Source organism: Ornithinimicrobium pratense (genome assembly GCF_008843165.1).
Taxonomy (GTDB): Bacteria; Actinomycetota; Actinomycetes; order Actinomycetales; family Dermatophilaceae; genus Ornithinicoccus; species Ornithinicoccus pratensis.
Window position 1 is genome coordinate 1,591,045 of sequence record NZ_CP044427.1, and the last position, 19,558, is coordinate 1,610,602.

A 19,558-nucleotide genomic window follows, 5' to 3' on the forward strand; every position below is an offset into this window, starting at 1 on the left:
ACCCGGCCCGTGCGGGCCGCATACCCAGCCTTGTCCCACGCGCCGAGAGGCCTCCACCATGACTGCGACCACCGTCAAGACGACGCGGGCTGATCGCCTGCTCAACGGCATCGAGCGGGCCGGCAACAAGCTGCCGAACCCGTTCATGCTCTTCCTCTACCTCTTCCTCATCACCGCGCTGGGGTCGAGCATCCTGGCCTGGATGGACGTCAGCGTCCAGATCCCGGGAGCCGACGAGGCGACCGAGATGCGCGGCTTCTTCACCGGCGAGGGGCTGGCCTGGTTCACCGAGAACCTCGGCCCCAACTACCTCGGCTTCCCGCCGCTGGTCACCGTGCTGCCGATCATCCTGGCGGTGGGGGTGGCGGAGAAGTCCGGGCTGCTGGCCGCGTTGATCCGCAAGACCTTCGGCTCCTCCCCGCGCTGGGCGCTGCCGTACGCCGTGGGCGTCGTCGGTGTGCTCGGCTCGATCATGTCCGACGCCTCCTTCGTCGTCATCCCGCCCCTGGCCGCGCTGGTCTTTGCCGCGGCCGGTCGGCACCCCGTGGCCGGGCTGCTTGGCGGGTTCGCCGCCACCGGCGCCGGCTACTCGACCACGATGCTGGTGACCTCCCTTGACGCGCTGTTCGCCGGCATCACCACGGCCGTCACCGCGACTTTGCCCAACCCCGGTGACCCGGTCCACCCGCTGTCGAACTACTTCTTCAACGTCGTCTCGGCCGCGGTGCTGATGTTCCTCGCGGGTCTGCTCATCGACAAGGTGCTTGAGCCGCGCCTGATCCGCCAGGGCGTGCCTCGGGAGCAGATCTCCGAGGACGACGACGGCACCTTCGCGCCTGTGCCCGCTGCCGACCTGACTCCGGTGGAGCGCCGGGGGTTGGTCCTGGCCGGGATCTCTGCGCTGGTCGTCGCCGCCGTCGTCCTGCTGGGGATCTTCTGGCCGGACTCGCCATGGCGCAACGAGGACGGCGCGTTCCTGCCGCGCTCACCGCTGCTGAGCTCTATCGTCTTCATCGTCTTCGCCATGTTCATCGTGCCGGGCCTGGTCTACGGCCGGGCCGTGGGCGTGCTGAAGAAGAGCGAGGATGTGCCGCGGATGATGGGCGATGCGATCAAGGACATGATGTCCTTCCTCGTCCTGGCCTTCGTGCTGGGCCAGTTCATCGCGCTCTTCAACTGGTCCGGGATCGGGTCCTGGATCGCCGTCGGGGGCGCCGAGGGGCTGCAGTCCATCGGGCTGACCGGGTATGGCGCGATCTTCGGCTTCGTCGTGCTGGCCTCGCTGCTCAACCTGTTCATCATCTCGGGCTCGTCCCTGTGGACACTCATGGCGGCGGTCTTCGTGCCGATGTTCGCGCTGATCGGCTATGAGCCCGGTTTCATCCAGGGCGCCTTCCGCGTCGGCGACTCCGCCACGCAGATCCTCACCCCGCTCAACCCCTACATCATCGTGCTGCTCGCCATGCTGCGCCGCTACGAGCCGAACGCCGGCCTCGGGACCATCATCGCCCGGATGCTGCCGTTCTCCATCGTCTTCTGGCTGGCCTGGTTCTCCATCCTGTCCGTGTTCTTCCTCCTCGACCTGCCCATGGGTCCGGGGAACGGCATCTTCCTGGAAGGGTGATTCCGCCATGACCACCACACCCACGATCTACGCCCTGCACGAGAACCCTGAGTGGTTCCCGCCCTTCGCCCAAGCCTTCGAGGCCGAAGGCGTGCACGTCGAGGAGTGGCTGCTCACCGACGGCGTGCTCGACCTCGACGCCGCCCCGCCGGAAGGGGTCTTCTGGTCGCGGATCAGCGCCTCGGCCCACACCCGTGACCACCACCTTTCCAAGGACTACACCCGTGCGGTCCTGTCCTGGCTCGAGGCCCACGGGCGCCGTACGGTCAACGGCCGGCGGGTGCTGGAGCTGGAGATGAGCAAGGTCGACCAGCTCACCCGGTTGCGGGCCGCGGGGATCGAGACCCCGCGCACCCTGGCCGCGATCGGGCGGCAGAACGTCGTCGAGGCGGCGCGCGCCATACCCGCCCCGTTCGTCACCAAGCACAACCAGGGCGGCAAGGGCCTGGGCGTGCGGCGCTTCGAGGACCACGCCGAGCTGGCCGAGTATGTGGCTTCCGAGGAGTTCGAGGAGCCCCAGGACGGCATCACGCTGATCCAGGAGTTCGTCGTGGCTGCGACCCCGAGGATCACCCGCGTCGAGATCGTCGGTGGCGAGTTCCTCTACGCGATCGACGCCGACACCGCCCGTGGCGGCTTCCAGCTGTGCCCGGCCGATGCCTGCGCGATCGACCCGCAGACCGGCCAGCCGATCATGCCGCCGGGCGCGACCCTGGCGCCGGAGATCGGGCAGCAGCTGTTCTCCCTGCGCGAGGGTTTCGACGACCCGATCATCGAGAAGTACCTCGCGTTCGCACAGGCCAACGGCATCGAGGTGTGCGGCATCGAGTTCATCGAGTCGCAGGACGGTCGGCTGCTCACCTACGACGTCAACACCAACACCAACTACAACGCCGCCGTCGAGGAGGTCGCCCCGCGCTCCGCCCCGCGCGCGCTGGCCCGGTATCTGCGCTCGATCGCCGAGGCGTTGTAGTCGACGGGCAGCAGCCCGATCGCACACGACACCGGGCGCTGGTCGGTCCTCAGCTGCTGCGGCGCCCCACCACCTCGCCGTCCTCGATCTCGCCGGTCAGCACGAACCCGGCGTTGACGTAGAACGGCTCCGGACCGCCCGGGCCCTGCACCCAGCTCGCCCTGACCGCCGAGTGCCCGGCGGCCCGGAGGTCCTCGACCAACACATCGAGGGCCCGGGCCCCGATCCCGCGGCCCTGGTGTTGCCGATCGATCAGGAAACGCCAGAGGTAGGGCTCCGGGGCGGCCTCGTTGACGGCGTCGGCATACATCAGGAAGCCGGCGGGCTCACCGTCGCACTCGATGCCGCGGAGCACCGGGACCACCGGGTACCCCTGCTCGGGCTCGGGGAAGAGCGCGTCGGCGTAGGACTGCTCGACGGTGGCGACGAACCGCTCCTGCGAGCGGTGGGTGCGCAGTCTCCGGTAGTCCCGGAAGTTCTCGTGCGTGAGCTCGACGAGGCGCACCTGCCCGGGTGCGCCGCGCGGCCGGGCGCGCCAGTCACGACGACCATCGGCGGTCATCGAGTAGTGCACGTTGTCGTCCCAGGCGCCCCGCCACCAGAAGGACTTCTCGGCGAAGTGCTCGAAGGTCATGCCCAGCCGCTCCAGGAGGCGCGCGGAGGCGTGGTTCTGTGGGGACAGCTCGCCCACGAGCCGGTGCACGCCGACCCTGTCGACGAGGTCGTCGACGACGGCGCTGACCGCCTCCACGCCATATCCCTTGCCCTGATGCCCCTTGGCCAGGGTGAAGCCGATCTCGGCGACGCCGTTGTGCTCGTCAAGCCCGACGAAGATGTCGCCGATCAGCTGCCCTCCCAGGTCGATGGCCAGTTGGGTGCCCTTGCCCGGGGTGACGTCCTGGCGACCGGCATGCGCCGCGACGAGCTTCTCCACCCGCTCCCGCGGGTAGGGCAGGTCCCAGTCCTGCAGCGCGTTCACCACGGGGTCGTTGCGGTAGTCGGTCAGGGTGTCGATGTCGTCCTCCCGCAGCATGCGCACGAGCAGGCGGGCAGTCTGCAGGGGATAGGCGGTCTGGGTCACCGCCTCATCCTCGGCCGCGGTCACCCGCGGCTGCAACGGGGTTTGTGCGCGGCGGTGCCGGAGGTGCGGCGCTACTGCCGAGGGAGCAGGCTGGTCCCATGGCTACCTATGCAGTCAACCAGGCGGGAGTCGCGCGGTGCCGTGAGCTGATCGCGGCGCGGCAGTATGTCCTGGACAGCGAGTGGAACGAGGTGCAGCCGGACGCGGCGGCGCAGAACGCCTACCTGGAGCGGCACTCCTGGGACGACTACGTCGCCTGGCACCTGGGCCTGACCGAGGGCGCGACCGACGAGACGAAGGCGCGCTATGCCTTCGGGTACGGCGACTTCCGACGCGTGCACCGGTCCGCGCTCATCGCCTGCGTCTTCCGCGCCGCGCAGTGGCGGCACAAGGACGTCGAGCTCGCCGCGCACGAACTGCTGCAGGAGCTGGACCGGACCACCCGCTGAGCTGAGCGACAGACGGCGCCCTGGCTGACCAGCTTGGATCTCCGACCGGGCGGCATCACCCCTGCACGGGCCCACCCCCCTGCGCTGAGGCAGGGCGACCCGTCAGAATGCCCCCATGACGAACCGTGCTACTGAGAACCTGGCCCTGCTCGACGTCGAGACCCAGCGGCTGCTGGCGACCTGTGCCGATCTCCAGGACGCCGCCCGCCCGAGCCTGTGCGAGGGGTGGGACGTCGCGCACGTCCTGACGCACCTCGCCCGCAATGCGGATGGGCTGATCAACATGGTGCTGTGGGCGGTGGACGGCCAGGAGCGAGCCGTCTACGCCTCGGACGAGCGCCGGGCCGCTGACATCGTGGAGGGCGCCCGACGTCCACTGCCGGAGATCGTGGCCGACGTCGAGACCACGGCAGCGCGCTTCCGGGAGCAGGCGCAGCAGTTGACCGGCCCTGCCGGCGAGGCGCTGGTGCGGACCCGCACCGGCAACACGGTCGCCGGTCACCAGGTCATCGCCATGCGCATCCTCGAGGTGGTCTTCCACCACGTGGACCTGGACGCGGGCTACACCTTCGACGACGCGGACCCGGAGTGGGTCGCCCGCACGCTGCGCCGCGGGGTCCGACAGTGGGAGGCCGCGGCCGGCACACCCTCGCTCACCCTGAGGCCGGAGGGTATGGCGCCACTGGATCTGGCCGGCGGAGGCACCGAGGTCGAGGGCACGGCCGGGCAGCTGCTGCTCTGGCTCGCCCGGGGCCGTACGGAGGGACTCTCGGCGACGGTGGACCTTCCGCAGCCGCCGCCCTGGGCGTAGTGGGGGCCTCGGGACGAGCCGCCGCCGGCGTGTGGGCAGCCTGTCCCTGGTGGTCGTGGGCGCGAGCAGCGCGGTCCTGGTCGGCTACCCCACTGCCGACGTGATCCTGTCGGCCAGGTCGGGGCGCTCCTACGGCGTCGTGCCCCATGGGCGCGCCTCGCCTCGTTTCACCATTCCGGGTGTCAACGACATACCGTGGGAGCTAGCACCCGGACCAGCCGGCGCAGGTCGCAGCCACCAGCGCGCCCGCCGTGGCCCGTCCGGGCACCACATACGACAACCTGTTTGACCGGTTCTACCTGAGGAGTTACATGAGTCATCCCGAGCTGAAGGCGCCGCCTTCGCTGCCCCGCAACGGTCTGAGGGTCGTCGCCCTCGGCGGCCTGGGGGAGGTCGGCCGCAACATGGCGGTGCTGGAGCACCGCGGCAAACTGCTCATCATCGACTGCGGGGTGCTCTTCCCCGAGGAGCACCAGCCCGGCGTGGACGTCATCCTGCCCGACTTCACCTTCCTGCAGGGGCGCTGGCAGGACGTGGTCGGGGTTGTCCTGACGCACGGGCACGAGGATCACATCGGGGCGGTGCCGTACCTGCTCAAGGAGCGCGGCGATATCCCCGTCATCGGGAGCCGGCTGACCTTGGCGTTCATCGAGGCCAAGCTCAAGGAGCACCGGATCAAGCCCAAGACGCAGCAGGTCAAGGAGGGCGACCGACTGCCGCTGGGCCCCTTCGACTGTGAGTTCATCGCGGTCAACCACTCGATCCCCGATGGCCTGGCCGTCTTCGTGCGCACCTCGGCCGGGACGGTGCTGCATACCGGTGACTTCAAGATGGACCAGTTCCCGCTCGATGACCGGATCACCGACCTGCGCGCCTTCGCCCGGCTGGGGGAGGAGGGGGTCGACCTGTTCATGACCGACTCCACCAACGCCGAGGTTCCCGGCTTCACGATCGCGGAGAAGGACCTAGGGCCGGCGATCGACACCGTCTTCCGCACCGCGCCGGGGCGGGTCGTCGTCTCCAGCTTCGCCAGCCACGTGCATCGCATCCAGCAGGTGTTGGACGCCGCCGTCGCACACAAGCGCAAGGTGGCCTTCGTTGGGCGGTCCATGGTGCGCAACATGGGGATCGCGCAGGAGCTCGGTTACCTCAAGGTGCCCAAGGGGCTCATCGTCGAGGCGCGGGAGCTGGACAAGCTGCCTGCGCACCAGATCACCCTGGTCTGCACCGGGTCCCAGGGTGAGCCGATGGCGGCGCTGTCCCGGATGGCCAACCGCGACCACCAGATCACCGTCGGCGAGGGCGACACCGTCCTGCTGGCCAGCTCGCTGATCCCCGGCAACGAGAACGCCGTCTCCCGGATCATCAACGGCCTGACCCGCTGGGGGGCCAAGGTCGTGCACCAGGGCAACGCCAAGGTGCACGTCTCCGGGCACGCCAGCGCGGGTGAGCTGGTCTACTGCTACAACATCGTCCAGCCGCGCAACGTCATGCCGGTGCACGGCGAGTGGCGCCACCTGCGGGCCAACGCCGACCTCGCGATCGCCACCGGCATCGACCCCGAGCGGGTCGTCGTCGTGGACGACGGCGTCGTGGTCGACCTCGTCGACGGCCAGGTCAAGGTGACCGGCAAGGTGCGGGCCGGCTACGTCTACGTCTCCGCCGGCACCGTCGGCGACGTCACCGAGGAGTCGCTGCGCGACCGAGTGACCCTCAGCCAGGAGGGCACCGTCACCGTGGTGGCCTTGGTCGACGCTGACACCGGCAAGCTCACCGAGCCGCCGGACTTCCTGGCTCGCGGCCTGGGCACCGACGAGACGCTCTTCGACGGCGCCATCCCGGCGATCGAGAGCGCCCTGGCCGAAGCGGCCGCGCAGGGGATCAACGACCCCCAGGAGCTGGAGAAGCGGATCGGTCGGGCCGTGACCCGCTGGGCCGGCCGCAAGCACCGGCGTAACCCTCTGGTCGTGCCGGTCGTGATTGAGGCCTGAGGGTATGCCGCTGCTGGCGCCGGCGGTCCACCCGACGACGACGAAGCGCTTGCTGGTCGTCGACGGATGCCGCCGGCGTCGGCAGGACCCGCCGCTGCGCATGCCCGAAAGGTCAGCCCGAGCGCATCGTCTTCTTGCTGGCGCGCTTCTGGCTGAGCCACCCGCCGCCGTAGAGCGCCCACAGCACCAGCAGCGGCTGGAAGAACAGCCGCACCAGGCGTTTGCGGTCGGTGTCGAGACCGAACGCATCGGTCCCCTCGACGTACTGCGCGATGTTGCCGGGGAAGATGGCGACGAAGAACGCCGCGAGCAGGCCGCCGACCAGCCGCTTGCGACGGGGCAGGGCGATGAACGAGGCGCCCAGGGCGATCTCGACGACGCCCGAGCCCACGACGGTCAGGTCCTCCTCAAGCGGGAACCAGTCCGGCACCTGAGCCGAGAACTCCTGGCGCTGGGTGGTGAGGTGAGCGATCCCGGCGCCGACCATGGGGGCCCCGAGGGTGATGCGGGCGACGGTGCGCAGCCAGGACATGGTCGGAGTCTAGGCGCCTGGTGCTCGGGCCGCCGCCCGGTCGGTCCGACGGGCGGGCCGCCCGGTCGCTGGTTAGCGTGACGGGATGAGCGAGCAGCAGAACACCCCAGGGTCCGAGGAAGCCGACGCCCGACAGGAGGCCGCCGAGTACGTGGTGGACCGGGTCGAGAGCTGGGACGAGGGCGCGCAGCCCGAGACCGTGCGCGAAGACCTGCGGGAGGGGATGGCCGAGGCGCAGGTCGACGTGGACGAGGGTGACCTGGAGCGGATGGCGAAGGACATCCACGACAAGGGAAGCACCGACACCCCGGAGGTGGGGTGACCCGGGAGCTGCGCGTGCTCCTGGTGGCGGACACGCACGTCCCGAAGCGGGCGAAGGACCTGCCGACACGGGTCTGGGACGAGGTGGCGGCGGCCGACGTCGTCGTGCACGCCGGCGACTGGGTCGCTCCCGGCCTGCTGGACGAGTTCGAGGCACACTCGGCCCGCCTCGTGGCGGTCTGGGGCAACAACGACGGGCCCGAACTGCGTCGCCGCCTGCCCGAGGTGGCTCGGGTCGAGCTGGCGGGTATGCGGTGGGGCGTGGTCCACGAGACCGGAGCCAAGACGAGGCGCGAGGAACGGATGCGTGCGGCCTACCCGGACGTGGACGTTCTGGTCTTTGGGCACAGTCACATCCCGTGGGACACGGAGCACGAGGGCCTGCGGCTGCTGAACCCCGGCTCACCGACCGACCGTCGTGCTCAGCCGCACTGCACCTTCATGACCTGCACGGTCGCTGACGGGGCCCTGCACGACCTCGTCCTGCACCGCCTGTAGTCATACTGCCCCGGCCCGGCTGGGCTGGGGTGCTCGCAAGGCTGTTAACGTGCGGCTGCACATCACAGAGCGTCAGCAAGGGAGCCGTTGTGACGGACGAGCGCACGCCATACGTCGATAAGAAGGTCCCGAAACGGCTGGTGCTGCTCGCCCGTCAGTCACTACGCACCATCCTGGGGCCGGGCGAGGAAGTGCACGGGATGTTCTCGGTCACCCGGTTCCGGCGAAGCGTCTCCATGCTCGTGGTGACGGACCGCCGCCTGCTCACCCTGGGGGACGAGCACGTGGGAGCGCCCTTGGTCGATGAGGTGATGCGGGCGGAGGTGCGCGAGGTCACCATCGAGCGGGAGAAAGTCTGGACTACCGGTCTGGTCACGGCGCACACGGTCCACGGCGAGGAGGTGAACCTCGGCACGCTCACCTACACCGGTTCGACCTTCCTTCGCCTTGACGAGGTGCTGGCGCGCCCGACAGGCGGATGGTTGCCGACGATCCCTACGCCCGGTCCCGGGGCGCGGCCAGGCGTGGAGGACGTCGACGACGTGCCGGTGGGGCCGGGCCAGGGTCACTCCTCGCACCATCCGCTGATCGCCCATCTGACCTCGCTGGCCGACCTCTACGACCGCGGGGCACTGACCGAGGCTGAGTTCGCCGCGGCGAAGCGCCGGTTGCTCACCGAGACTCAACCTCAGGTTGAGCCCGAGGCCTGAGCCGCCCGACCACCAGCGCCCGGGTCGTCCTGACCCAGCGCCAGGGCAGGGAAGGGGGGCACGGATGGCCTCGGGGCGCGGCGCACTGGAACGGGCCCTTACGAAGATCTCCAGGTGAGGCTGGAGAACTCCGTGCCTGCGGGGACGTCAGCATAGTCCGCGGACCAGGCCGCGTAGAGCTGCTGCTCCTGCTCCTCGGTCATGTCGAAGGCATCGACGAAGAGGGCCAGGGTGCTGGCTGAGACCAGCCGGCCGTTGAGCGCCCGGGACACGCGGTCCTTCAGGCTGCGCGGCAACGTGCGGCGGCTCTCGGGGATCTCGCCGCGCTCCCACAGGGTGAGCGCCAGCACCCAGGCGACGCCGGCCTGGTTCGGCTGGCGCCCGCCCAGGCGCTGGGTATGGCGCAGCCACCTACGTCGGCACCGTAGGTCACCGAGCAAGATCTCGGTGAGCACGGTGGCGGTGCGCGGACATCCCGGCTCGGGCACGGCGAGCTGGAAGGTGCGTGGGACCGCATAGGGATATGTGGGGTCGATCGACATTGATCCTCCATCACGGTGTGGAGTGTCCGGCCCCCTGCGCCGGACACAGGCCCCATCACATCTGTCTGGACCAGCACTTCACCAGCAGATAGCGAGGATCCGTACGAGTCCGTACGCGACAGGCCTCTGACCTGCGGCGGAGACACAAGGGCGACGCGCCGGTGGTGCACTGTCGGACCTGATCCGTACGCTTGGCCCAGCAGAAACGAGGAGGTTCCTGTGGCCGGACCGCACGCCCGCGACACCGTCGCCCGCTTCGCCCACGACCTGACCGAGGCCAGGCGCGGGGCCGGTCGCTCGATCCGGCAGGTGCACCGCATCACCGGCATCCCCACCGCGACCCTAGGCGGCTACTTCGCCGGGCGCCACCTACCGCCGGCCAACCGGCCCGAGGTGCTGCGCGAGGTCCTGAGTGCCTGCGGGGTGCCGCCGGCCGAGCACGACGCGTGGCGGGAGCGGCTGCTGAAGCTCTACACCCAGCGGCGACAGGTCGAGGTGAGCCGCACACCATATCCCGGCCTGCGCCCGTTCGAGGTGACCGATCACGACCTGTTCTTCGGTCGGGAAGAGCTGGTGGAGCGGCTGCTGAGGATGGTGGAGGACGTCGTCGCCGAGCCTCAGCCCGTGCTGGTGGTGGTGGGGCCCTCAGGCTCAGGGAAGTCCTCGCTCATCCGCGCCGGGCTGCAGGCGGCGCTCGCCGGCGTGGCCTGCGCCCTCTGCCGCCCCTCGGAGATCGGCCAGGTGCTGCACGAGCTCCCCGACACCGCAGTCCCGGGTCCGGCAGGGGTGCGGCAGGTCCTGATCGTCGACCAGTTCGAGGAGCTGTGGACCGACCCGGAGCTCACGGCGGGCTCCGAGGACCTGCTCGACCAGCTGGCGGTATGGAGTGCCGGCGCACCCGGGCGGGTGCTGGTGCTGGGTCTGCGCGCCGACTTCTACGGCGAGGCGATGACCCGGCCACAGCTCGCCGCTGCCCTCCAGCACCGACAGCTGCTGGTCGAGCCGCCCAGCCAAGAGTCGATGCGAGCCGCGATCGAGGGACCGGCGAGCCAGGTGGGGCTCACCCTGGAACCGGGCCTCGTCGACGTCATCCTGGCCGACGCACGTCTGGACACAGTCGGGTCGGTGCTGCCGCACCTGGCGCACGTGCTGGACACGATGTGGAGGACCAGCGACCACGTGGGCCTGACCGTGGAGGACTACCGGAGGGCCGGCGGCTTCGCCGGTGCGATCCGACAGTCGGCCGAGCAGGCGCTGACCTCGCTGCCGACCGAGCAGCAGGACCTGGCGATGACCCTGCTGCTGCGAATGGTGACCACCGCACCGGCGCAGGGGTGGACGAGGCGGTTGGCGCCCCTCTCTGAGCTGACCGACCTGGGGGAGGACGCCTCCGAGGTGCTGAGCCACCTGGTCGCCCGGCGGCTGGTGACGGTGCGCGCTGAGGACGCGACCCTGAGCCACGAGTCTCTCGTCGGAGCGTGGCCGCGGCTGCGGGAGGCGGTCGGGGCTCGGCGGGGCGACATGGCCCGGCGGGAGGCCTTGGACCGTGCCGCGCGAGAGTGGGACACGCACGGCCGCGGCCACGACCACCTGCTGCGCGGCTCGCGCCTGCAGACCGTGTCCGACTGGGCCGCGAGCTCAGACGAGTCGCTGACCCCGCTGCAGGAGGACTACCTGGCGGCCAGCCATCAGCTGGCCCAGCACCTGACGCAGGCACGCCTGAACGCCGCTCGCCGTCGTCGTGCGGTGGTCGCGGCCATGGGAGTGCTCCTGCTGCTGACCACAGGTGCCAGTCTGACCGCCCTCCACTCCTACGACCAGGCGCGCACCGAGCGCAACCAGGCGCAGTCTCGGCAGATGGCGGTGGCGTCCGCCAACCAGCGGGACACCAACCCCGCCCTGTCTCAGCAGCTGGCCGTGGCCGGGCACCGGGCCGCGCAGACCAGGGAGAGCCGCGCCGCCGTGCTCGACGCCACGACCAGCCCGGTGCTGACGGCGTGGTCCCGGCCCGACGCGGTGCTCGAGCAGACGGCGACCATGGCCGACGGTGAGCACGTCCTGTTCTCCGGCCCGGCCGGCGGCATCGTCGTGGCGGGGACCACGGGCGTGGGCACGGATGCGTGGCAGGTGGTCGGCCGGACCTTGCTCGACGACGGGCCGGGCACCCCGGGCGTCTCCCGGTTGGCCACCCACCCGAGCCAGCCCTGGGCCGCGGCGGGCGGCTCGTTCGTCGTGGCGGGTGAACCGGCGCCGCCGCCGCTGCCCTTGCTGGCGCTCCTCGACCTCGGCAGCCCGACGTCACCGGGGGTGACCTGGGTGGACCTGCCCGAGGCAGGCCCCGAGCTGGCTGCCCGGCAGCCGCAACCGCTCCAGCCTCCCGTACCCACCGCGCTCACCTTCGCTGACGGTGGCTCCCTCCTGCTGGTCGCCGACTCCTACGGCCGCCTGCTGCGGTATGCCGTCGGTGAGCCGGGTGGTGGCGGGCGGCAGGCGGAAGAGACCGGCGTTGAGGCCGTCCTCATCGACGACAGTGCCGACCCGCTGTTGTTTCAGACCGGGGTGCGCGTCGAACAGCTGGCGGCTAGCTCGGGCGGCAGCCTCGCAGCGGCCGCGCTGTCCTCCGGCGTCGTGGTCCTGTGGCAGGTCGACGGCGGTGAGCTGGAGCTTCTGGACGAGCACGACACCGGCCGCGATCTCTTCTCGCTCGACGTCGCGCCGGACGGCTCGGCCGTGGCGGCGGTGGGTCGGTCTGGGCTGGTGCACTGGCTCGAGCTCGGTGATGAGGGGTTGACGCAGACGCACGGTCTCTTCGCCTCGGACACCAACCTGTTCGCGGTGCGGATCGACCCCGACAGCGGCCTGCTGGTGACTTCGGGCTGGGAGGGCACCACTTGGATGTGGCGGCTGGGTGACGACGGCCCGATGACGGAGTCACCCAATCTGGTGCTGCCGGTCCCGCGCCCGGTCCTGGGCCTGGACGCGGCCCCTGGCCGGTGGGTCTTCACCACTTTGGGCGGGACGGTCTACACCTGGGACAGCCAGAGCGCCGTGCTGCCCCGGCTCCCTGGCAACGTCTTCCTCGTCGCCACCTCCGAGGAGCGGGAACGGTACATGATGGCGACAGGCCCACCTGACGGTGCGGTGACGGTCTGGGACGCGAGCGTGCCGCACGCCCCGGTGGAGCTGCATACCCTGCGCTCGGACGGTGATGACGTGGGGACGGGGGCCGGGGCGATCAGCCCGGACGGCAGGTTCGCGGCAATGGGCACCTCCGGGGGTCGCCTGCTCGTCTGGGGCGTCGACGGTGACGAGGCACGGCAGGTGATGGCCGCCGAGGTTGTCCCGGAGGCGGTGCCGCTGGTGATGTTCGCCCCTGCGAGCGATGCCGTCCTCACGTTCGACGGGCAGGGGCTGGTGCGCATGGTGGGCATCGACAGCACCACCGGGGGCGGTCTTCAGAAGGGATCCAGCAGCGATCCCGACCTCGCAATCCTCGGGGAGATGAAGTTGGACGGCCCGGTGCTGGGCGCCGGGATGCGGGCGGACGGGCTCCTGGCCGTCTCAGCCACCGACAGCGGCGTACGGCTGGTGGATATCGAGGACCTGGACACCACGGTGGCCCAGTTCGACCTCGGGTCGAATGTGTACGGGGTCTCTTTCCACCCGGACGGTGACCTGCTCGCGCTGTCCGCCGCCGACAACAGCGTGCGCTTCTACGACGTGAGCGACCCAAGGGCACCCACCGAGGTGGGGGACCGGTTGACCGGGCCCACATCGATCCCCAACTCGGTGAAGTTCTCGCCTGACGGGCAGCGGCTCGCCGTCGCAGCGGTCGAAGGCCGGGTCTGGATCTACACGCTGCAGGAGCAGGGCTGGGTGGCGACCGAGGTGCTGAGCGCCGGGCTGGTCAACCTGCAGGACGTCACCTGGTCCCCGGACGGCTCGGTGCTGCTGGGTGGGGCCCTGTCGGGCCGGACCCGGCTGTGGCTGACCGACGTGGACACCGCGACGGAGTGGGTCTGTGCCGGGGTGGGCCAACACGTTACTGAGGAAGAGTGGGACGGCCTGCTGCCCGGGATCGACTACGCGCCGCCGTGCGCCGGCGCCGGGTGAGGTCGCAGCTGGCTGTCCCGGCGGCGTCGTTCCATCAGGAAGTGTGGCGGGTGCCGGGCATACCGTGCCGGTATGAGCGAACACAAGCACGACCAGGAGACCGCTGAGGAGCAGGGCGAGCGGGGTGGCGGCACCGTCTCCGAGGGCGGCTCGGGCGCCCTCAACGCCGACACCTCGCATGGCGGGGCCGACAGCGTGCCCGACACTCCCGACGTCAACACCGAGATCACCGACGATGTCGACGCCAACGAGCACAGCCAGGAGGACGGCGGGCAGAACCCGCTGTAACGCGGGCACCGCAGACCCGTGCGCGTTCGGGCATAGCAGATCGCGCACGGTCAACTGGATGACGCGCACCCGGTCACCTTCATCGGTGGTCGGGTGCGCTCTTTGTGGCGGTCCTGCGGCCGGGTGCCCGGTGATGACCCCCGGTAAACACCCCCACCGGGGTGGGTGCGGAGCGATGCTGATCAGGGCTATGGTGGGAGAGTCTCCAGCCAGTGGGACGAGACGTCGACGAAGACGGATCGCCCCCACCCGGGGCGGTCCGGCTCTTCGAGCAGGGAGTCAGATCATGACCGCACACAGCACCCTTGACCGCACACCAACATCCGACCTCTCAGCAGTCCCGTACGAGCCGAGCGCCGAGGGCCCCGGCGAGTGGTGGCAGCGGGCAGCCTGCCGCGACCGTAACGCCGAGCTCTTCTTCCACGCCGACCACGAGCGCGGGCCCTCCCGCGCCGTACGGACGGCGAAGGCCAAGGCTGTCTGCGGCACCTGCCCCGTCATCGTGCAGTGCCTGGCGTATGCGCTGGGGAACCGGGAGCCCTACGGCATCTGGGGTGGATTGGACGAGCAGGAACGCGCCCGGCTGGTGCGTCGGCGGGTGTCGTGACCTCGGTGCTGCAAGCGCGCTCCACCATCGACCGCCCGGGCGTGGCGGTGATCACCGCCGGCTACCGGCAGCACGACGCCCACCTGGACCAGATCGGTGGGTTGGCCCGCTCGGCGGTCACCCCGGACCTGCACGTCATCATCTCGATGGGCGACCGCGACCTCACTCGAGGCCGGGTCCCTCTTCACCACGACCGATGGGAGACCATCGTCCGGGCGATGCCGCCCGGCCCGCAGCGCGCCCGCCGGGTGCTGGCCCGCGACGCGGGCGCCAGGGTGGCGGTGGAGGCCGGCGCCGAGCTGCTGGTCTTTCTCGACGCCGACGCGCTGCCGTCCCTGCATTTCGTGGAGCAGTACGCCGAGGCCTTGGCCCAGCCTTCCGGTCGCGGCCCTCGGGTCCTCTGCGGTGGCCTGGTCGACCCCGGTCCCCGGCCGGAAGCTGGTTATCAGTGGTCCCGCCTGGACCAGATGGTGGCCGAGGATCTGGCTGCGGGCGGTGTGGCAGCGGGCCAGGTGGTCCCCGAGCCGCAGGTGGAGCGACTCCGGGCAGCCTCCTTCGGCATCACCGCCACCGACCTGGAGGCAATAGGCGGCATGCTCGGGCCTGAGCTGAGCACCAGCGAGCACGACCTGGACTTCGCCTCACGGCTGCGGGAGGCCGGGGGCAGCCTGGCCCGGCTGATGGGGGTGACGGCTCTGCGGCGGCCCCGGAACCTGGCCGATGTGACCCCGGTCGAGCTGGACACCCTGGCCAAGGCGGCCAACCGCTTCGAGGAGCGCTGGGACACGCGTCTCTCGGTGGTGCCCGTTCTCGTGGCCGCCGAGCGCGCAGGCCTGCTGCGTCGCGACAAGGACAACCTCTGGGTCCGGACTGCAGCGGCCGCCTGAGCCGTCCGGTCTGAGGCCCTCATGAGGCCAGCGCGGACTGCGCGAACCGGCTCCCGCGCTGACCAGCCAGGCCTTCTCCCGACGGGGGAAGAGCAGCCGGTGCGCCAGCACCGGGGCCGGGTAGCAGATCGTCGCCAGCGTCACCAGCCCGAAAACGGCAAGGTAGAGCACCCGGTCGCCGGTCGACAGCTCACCGAAGCGTGGGGTGAAGGGGAGCGTGAGCAAGAAGCCGAAGAGGATCTGGATCCCGGTCTGGGTGACCCGCAGCGTGGTCCCCGGCGGGCCTCTGGTCCTCCATCGGGCCAGCCTAGGTCTGAGAGGGCGTCCTCACCGAGGCCTCAGAGCTCGGGCGGCGGCTCGAAGAGGTCGACCCGTGGCGGCCGCAGGATGCTGCGCGCGACATTCTTGAAGTCGAACCGGTCCAGGACCATGGCGGCCTGCTCGTCGCTCAGCTCGTAGGCGTGGGCAAGCATCCGCACATGTTCGGTGTAGAACGCGTGCAGCTTGTCGACGCCCTTGATGAACTCCAGTTCCTTGGCCACCCCACCACCGTAGGCTCACGGACGTGGACGCGTGGTGACAAGTGCGTGAACAAGCTGCCGACCTGCCAGAGTGGGACGCGTGCGTACCACCGTCTCAGGCGACCTCCGGCCCACCCTGACCCACCTGCGAGCCGACGGCGTATCGGTCCTGCTGGAGCATGGTGACGACCTGCTGCCCATTGTGCGGCACTGGGGCGCCGAGCTCGGCGAGTTGTCCGGGGAGGATCTGCAGGCCGTCGCCCTGGCGGCACAGCTGGCCCACGGCGACAGCCCGTTCGACGTCGCCGACGAGGTCACCGTGCTGCCCGAGCACGCCCGCGCCTGGATTGGCCGCCCCGGCGTGGAGGGCTCACGTCAGGGCAGGGACTGGTCCCCGGCCTTCCGCACCACGGCCGCTCCCGAGCGCCAGGACGGGCCGGACCACCAGCGGGTGCTGACGCGCGCGGTGGACGGCGCGGCATACCTGTCCGTCGTGCACGAGCTGGAGCTGCACGCCGGCGGCCTGCTCCGGCAACGGCTCACCCTGACCAACGACGGGCAGGAGGGGTATGCGGTGGGTCGGATCCGTCTGACGCTGCCGGTGCCCGAGCGGGCCGGGGAGCTGCTGGACTTCACCGGGCGGCACACGATGGAGCGGATCCCGCAGCGCCAGCCGTTCAGTGCCGGCGTGCACAGCCGAGAGGTGCGCACCGGACGGACCGGCCTGGACGCCGTGCACCTGCTCTGCGCGGGGGAGCCGGGTTTCGGCTTCCGGCACGGGCAGGTGTGGGCCGTGCATCTGGGCTGGAGCGGCAACCAGGTGAGCTACGCCGAGCGCCTCTACAACGGGGCCCGGCTGCTGGGCGCCGGCGAGCTGCTGGAGCACGGCGAGGTCGAGCTGGGCACGGGGGAGAGCCTGACCACCCCATGGATGTATGCCGCGCACGGCACCGGGCTGGACGAGGTTGCCAGCCGGTTCCATGCCTTCCAGCGCACCCAGCCGCACCACCCGAGCCGGCCGCGTCCGGTCACCCTCAACAACTGGGAGGCGACCTACTTCGACCACTCGATGCCGCGGCTGAAGGAGCTGGTCGACCGGGCCTCGCGGGTGGGGGCGGAGCGGTTCGTCCTCGACGACGGCTGGTTCGGAGGTCGGCGTGATGACACGAGCAGCCTGGGGGACTGGGTGGTCTCCGCGGAGGTGTGGCCGAAGGGGCTGGGGCCCCTGGTGGACCACGTGCACGCCCGGGGGATGGAGTTCGGGCTGTGGGTGGAGCCGGAGATGGTGTCCCTGGACTCCGACCTGGCCCGGGCGCACCCAGAGTGGCTGTTCTCGACCGGCGGCCGGGTCGGCCTGGCCTCGCGTCAGCAGCACGTGCTGGACCTGGGACATCCCGGCGCCTACGCGCACGTCCGCGGCCAGCTGCTGATGCTGCTGCGGGACTACGACATCGCCTACCTGAAGTGGGACCACAACCGGTACCTCAACGACGCCGGGCACACGCCGGCCGGGACGCCGGGCGTGCGGGAGCACACCCTGGCGGCCTACCGGTTGATGGACGAGCTGCGCTCTGCCGCACCGGGTCTGGAGATCGAGTCGTGCGCCGGCGGTGGCGGGCGGGTCGACCTGGGGGTGTTGGAGCGCACTGATCGGGTGTGGGCCTCGGACTGCATCGATCCCCTTGAGCGGCAGCAGATCCAGCGGGGCACCTTCCTGTTGGTGCCGCCGGAGCTGGTTGGCACGCACATCGCCTCGGGCCGCTCCCACACGACGGGCCGCCGGCACGACCTGGACTTCCGGGCGGCCACCGCGCTGTGGGGGCACATGGGCATCGAGTGGGACCTGACCTCCTGCAGCGAGCAGGAGTTGGAGCAGGTGGCGACGTGGGTGCGCCTGCACCGTGAGCACCGTCGGCTGCTGCACTCCGGTGCGGTCGTCAACGGCGACCACCACGACGACGCGACCTGGGTGCACGGGGTGGTCGCCCAAGACGCCTCCGAGGCGCTCTTCCACGTGGTCTCGGTGGGTCGGCCTAGCACCACCGGCCCGCACCGGGTCCGGTTGCCGGCCCTGGACCCCACGCAGCGCTACCGCGTGGAGCTGCTTCGGCCGGGCCAGGAGCCGCTGGTGGCGGGTCGCGGCGTGGTGCCGTGGGCGGTTGACGGGGTGGTGCTGCCGGGGCGGGTGCTGGCCGAGGTGGGGCTGCCGGTGCAGCCGATGCTGCCCGAGCACAGCCAGCTGTGGCGGGTCCGGAGGGCGGGGGGATGACCGGGCAGGGGTCGGTGGGCCTGAGCTGGCTTGCGCCAGCGCAGGACGAGCTCGTCGTGGCGCAGCTGGGGGAGGCCGCCCAGACGCTCTTCGGCCACGCCCCCGACGGTGTCTGGATGGCCCCCGGCCGGGTCAACCTGATCGGCGAGCACACCGACTACAACTCCGGCCTCAGCCTCCCTTTTGCGCTGCCGCACCGCACCTACGCCGCCGTGCGTCGACGCAGGGATGGGGTGCTACGCATCGCGTCGGTCCAGAAGGGCGGGATCGGCTGGGCGGGCCGGGTCGAGCAGGTGCGGACCGTTGCTGAGGCGGGGAAGCTGGGCGCGGGGGAGGCGGGGCGTCCCGCAGGCGCGGAGGAGCAGGCGGGCGTGACGGACAGCCGGTCGGGTTCTCCGGTCGGCTGGCCGGCATATGTGGCAGGGGTCTTCGCGGCGCTGACCGAGCAGGTAGGTGCCGACGAGCTGGGCGCCGATGTGCTCATCGATGGGCGGGTGCCGCTGGGGGCCGGGTTGTCGTCCTCGGCAGCGCTGTCCTGCTCAGTGGCGGTGGCCCTGCGTGACCTGGTGCCCGGCCTGCGCAACCTCGAGGACGCCGACCTGGTCGCGGCCTGCATCCGGGCGGAGAACGACTACGCCGGCGCCGCCACCGGCGGCATGGACCAGACCATCTCCGTGCGGGCGCGCGAGGAGCACCTGCTTCTCATCGACTCCGGCGACGGCTCCCTGACGCCTGTGCCCTGGACGCTGCCCGACCACCGGGTGCTCGTCGTCGACACCCGGGCGCATCACTCCCTGGGGGACGGGCAGTATGCCGCGCGACGGCACACCTGTGAGGCGGCCGCTGCGGCGCTCGGGGTGGGGTCGCTCAGCGAACTCGAGGCTGCCCGGCTCGACGAAGCCGAGGTGATCGCCGTGCTGGGGGCGGTCCCGGACGGGCTGCCCCGGGTGCGGCACGTGGTGAGCGAGAACCAGCGGGTTATCGACCTGCTCGCGGCCCTGGACGCCCGGGACACCGCGCAGGTCGGAGCGCTGATGACCGCGTCCCACGTCTCGCTGCGGGAGGACTACGAGGTGTCCTGCCGCGAGCTGGACGTCGCCGTCGGGGCCGCGCTAGCTGCGGGCGCGGCCGGTGCGCGGATGACCGGCGGTGGCTTCGGCGGGTCGGCGATCGCGCTGGTGCGCGGGACCGAGCTGAATCGGGTCGCCGGCGCGGTGCACGCCGCGTTCGTCGCGGCCGGCCTCGAAGAACCCCGGTTCCTCGTCGCGGAGCCCAGCAGACCCGCGGGGCGAGTCAGCGGATAGGTCGAGCACACGGCCCCCTCCCGGACACTCTCACGTG

The 19,558-nt window shown here is 70.9% G+C and carries 18 protein-coding genes and 1 pseudogene; 14 read left to right on the top strand and 5 right to left on the bottom strand.

Annotated elements, in window-relative coordinates; all coding sequences use genetic code 11:
* The first annotated feature begins 58 nt into the window (after window positions 1-58).
* Together FY030_RS07145 and FY030_RS07150 are read left to right on the top strand one after the other, a co-directional pair.
* Window positions 59-1,624, top strand: coding sequence for an AbgT family transporter (locus tag FY030_RS07145; RefSeq protein WP_158060909.1), 1,566 nt, complete (start codon window positions 59-61; stop codon window positions 1,622-1,624).
* A 7-nt stretch (window positions 1,625-1,631) separates the two neighbouring features.
* Window positions 1,632-2,597, top strand: coding sequence for an ATP-grasp domain-containing protein (locus tag FY030_RS07150; RefSeq protein WP_158060910.1), 966 nt, complete (start codon window positions 1,632-1,634; stop codon window positions 2,595-2,597).
* 49 nt (window positions 2,598-2,646) lie between these two features.
* On the opposite strand, the gene FY030_RS07155 is transcribed toward FY030_RS07150, so the two are convergent.
* Window positions 2,647-3,678, bottom strand: coding sequence for a GNAT family N-acetyltransferase (locus tag FY030_RS07155; protein ID WP_158060911.1), 1,032 nt, complete (start codon window positions 3,676-3,678; stop codon window positions 2,647-2,649).
* A 98-nt stretch (window positions 3,679-3,776) separates the two neighbouring features.
* Here FY030_RS07155 and FY030_RS07160 point away from each other — a divergent pair, with 98 nt between their 5' ends.
* The 3 genes from FY030_RS07160 to FY030_RS07170 all read left to right on the top strand — a co-directional run bounded on the left by FY030_RS07160 (window position 3,777) and on the right by FY030_RS07170 (window position 6,929).
* A complete protein-coding gene (locus FY030_RS07160; RefSeq protein WP_158060912.1) occupies window positions 3,777-4,127 on the top strand; it encodes a hypothetical protein in 351 nt (116 codons plus the stop codon).
* A 115-nt stretch (window positions 4,128-4,242) separates the two neighbouring features.
* Entirely contained in the window at window positions 4,243-4,938 is a 696-nt protein-coding gene (locus tag FY030_RS07165; RefSeq protein WP_158060913.1) for a maleylpyruvate isomerase family mycothiol-dependent enzyme, read from the top strand.
* 311 nt (window positions 4,939-5,249) lie between these two features.
* Complete coding sequence (locus tag FY030_RS07170) at window positions 5,250-6,929, top strand: ribonuclease J (protein ID WP_158060914.1); 1,680 nt, start codon at window positions 5,250-5,252, stop codon at window positions 6,927-6,929.
* Between the two features lie 112 nt (window positions 6,930-7,041).
* On the opposite strand, the gene FY030_RS07175 is transcribed toward FY030_RS07170, so the two are convergent.
* A complete protein-coding gene (locus FY030_RS07175) occupies window positions 7,042-7,461 on the bottom strand; it encodes a DoxX family protein (RefSeq protein ID WP_158060915.1) in 420 nt (139 codons plus the stop codon).
* Between the two features lie 85 nt (window positions 7,462-7,546).
* Here FY030_RS07175 and FY030_RS07180 point away from each other — a divergent pair, with 85 nt between their 5' ends.
* The 3 genes from FY030_RS07180 to FY030_RS07190 all read left to right on the top strand — a co-directional run bounded on the left by FY030_RS07180 (window position 7,547) and on the right by FY030_RS07190 (window position 8,990).
* On the top strand, window positions 7,547-7,783 hold the full coding sequence (locus FY030_RS07180; protein WP_158060916.1) for a hypothetical protein: 237 nt from the start codon (window positions 7,547-7,549) through the stop codon (window positions 7,781-7,783).
* Entirely contained in the window at window positions 7,780-8,280 is a 501-nt protein-coding gene (locus tag FY030_RS07185; RefSeq protein ID WP_238348602.1) for a metallophosphoesterase family protein, read from the top strand. Before FY030_RS07180 ends, FY030_RS07185 begins: the two co-directional genes overlap by 4 nt.
* 89 nt (window positions 8,281-8,369) lie before the next feature.
* Window positions 8,370-8,990 (top strand): SHOCT domain-containing protein, encoded by a 621-nt coding sequence (locus FY030_RS07190; protein WP_158060917.1) that lies wholly within the window; start codon window positions 8,370-8,372, stop codon window positions 8,988-8,990.
* A gap of 98 nt (window positions 8,991-9,088) precedes the next feature.
* On the opposite strand, the gene FY030_RS07195 is transcribed toward FY030_RS07190, so the two are convergent.
* A complete protein-coding gene (locus FY030_RS07195) occupies window positions 9,089-9,532 on the bottom strand; it encodes a hypothetical protein (RefSeq protein ID WP_158060918.1) in 444 nt (147 codons plus the stop codon).
* Window positions 9,533-9,751: 219 nt separating this feature from the next.
* Here FY030_RS07195 and FY030_RS07200 point away from each other — a divergent pair, with 219 nt between their 5' ends.
* From FY030_RS07200 to FY030_RS07215, 4 genes are all read left to right on the top strand, one after another.
* Window positions 9,752-13,645, top strand: a complete 3,894-nt coding sequence (locus tag FY030_RS07200) for an nSTAND1 domain-containing NTPase (protein ID WP_158060919.1) — start codon at window positions 9,752-9,754, stop codon at window positions 13,643-13,645.
* Between the two features lie 72 nt (window positions 13,646-13,717).
* Window positions 13,718-13,933 carry a hypothetical protein gene (locus FY030_RS07205; protein WP_158060920.1) on the top strand — a complete coding sequence of 72 codons (216 nt, stop codon included), beginning with the start codon at window positions 13,718-13,720 and terminating at the stop codon, window positions 13,931-13,933.
* A 286-nt stretch (window positions 13,934-14,219) separates the two neighbouring features.
* Window positions 14,220-14,540: a WhiB family transcriptional regulator gene (locus FY030_RS07210; RefSeq protein ID WP_158060921.1), complete on the top strand. Its 321-nt coding sequence runs from the start codon at window positions 14,220-14,222 to the stop codon at window positions 14,538-14,540.
* The gene (locus tag FY030_RS07215) at window positions 14,537-15,427 is read left to right on the top strand and encodes a glycosyltransferase family 2 protein (RefSeq protein WP_158060922.1); all 891 of its coding nucleotides are present in this window, start codon (window positions 14,537-14,539) and stop codon (window positions 15,425-15,427) included. The genes FY030_RS07210 and FY030_RS07215 overlap by 4 nt, the downstream gene beginning before the upstream one ends.
* Window positions 15,428-15,487: 60 nt before the next feature.
* On the opposite strand, the pseudogene FY030_RS17315 reads toward FY030_RS07215, so the two are convergent.
* Window positions 15,488-15,733, bottom strand: a pseudogene (locus tag FY030_RS17315) (DUF6328 family protein); the annotation flags it as partial.
* 32 nt (window positions 15,734-15,765) lie between these two features.
* Complete coding sequence (locus FY030_RS07220) at window positions 15,766-15,969, bottom strand: hypothetical protein (protein ID WP_158060923.1); 204 nt, start codon at window positions 15,967-15,969, stop codon at window positions 15,766-15,768.
* 79 nt (window positions 15,970-16,048) lie between these two features.
* Between FY030_RS07220 and FY030_RS07225 the strand changes: the two genes are divergently transcribed.
* Window positions 16,049-18,217, top strand: a complete 2,169-nt coding sequence (locus FY030_RS07225; RefSeq protein WP_158060924.1) for an alpha-galactosidase — start codon at window positions 16,049-16,051, stop codon at window positions 18,215-18,217.
* Window positions 18,214-19,521: a galactokinase gene (gene galK, locus FY030_RS07230; RefSeq protein WP_158060925.1), complete on the top strand. Its 1,308-nt coding sequence runs from the start codon at window positions 18,214-18,216 to the stop codon at window positions 19,519-19,521. Before FY030_RS07225 ends, galK begins: the two co-directional genes overlap by 4 nt.
* Window positions 19,522-19,558 lie beyond the last annotated feature (37 nt).

What these genes read in the sequence shown, in the direction of transcription:
- FY030_RS07165 (WP_158060913.1), top strand. Translation starts at nt 4,243, where the DNA reads ATGACGAACCGTGCTACTGAGAACCTGGCCCTGCTCGACGTCGAGACC.
- FY030_RS07150 (WP_158060910.1), top strand. Translation starts at nt 1,632, where the DNA reads ATGACCACCACACCCACGATCTACGCCCTGCACGAGAACCCTGAGTGG.
- FY030_RS07205 (WP_158060920.1), top strand. Translation starts at nt 13,718, where the DNA reads ATGAGCGAACACAAGCACGACCAGGAGACCGCTGAGGAGCAGGGCGAG.
- FY030_RS07160 (WP_158060912.1), top strand. Translation starts at nt 3,777, where the DNA reads ATGGCTACCTATGCAGTCAACCAGGCGGGAGTCGCGCGGTGCCGTGAG.
- FY030_RS07195 (WP_158060918.1), bottom strand. Translation starts at nt 9,532, where the DNA reads ATGTCGATCGACCCCACATATCCCTATGCGGTCCCACGCACCTTCCAG.
- FY030_RS07175 (WP_158060915.1), bottom strand. Translation starts at nt 7,461, where the DNA reads ATGTCCTGGCTGCGCACCGTCGCCCGCATCACCCTCGGGGCCCCCATG.
- FY030_RS07210 (WP_158060921.1), top strand. Translation starts at nt 14,220, where the DNA reads ATGACCGCACACAGCACCCTTGACCGCACACCAACATCCGACCTCTCA.
- FY030_RS07145 (WP_158060909.1), top strand. Translation starts at nt 59, where the DNA reads ATGACTGCGACCACCGTCAAGACGACGCGGGCTGATCGCCTGCTCAAC.
- FY030_RS07170 (WP_158060914.1), top strand. Translation starts at nt 5,250, where the DNA reads ATGAGTCATCCCGAGCTGAAGGCGCCGCCTTCGCTGCCCCGCAACGGT.
- FY030_RS07180 (WP_158060916.1), top strand. Translation starts at nt 7,547, where the DNA reads ATGAGCGAGCAGCAGAACACCCCAGGGTCCGAGGAAGCCGACGCCCGA.
- galK (WP_158060925.1), top strand. Translation starts at nt 18,214, where the DNA reads ATGACCGGGCAGGGGTCGGTGGGCCTGAGCTGGCTTGCGCCAGCGCAG.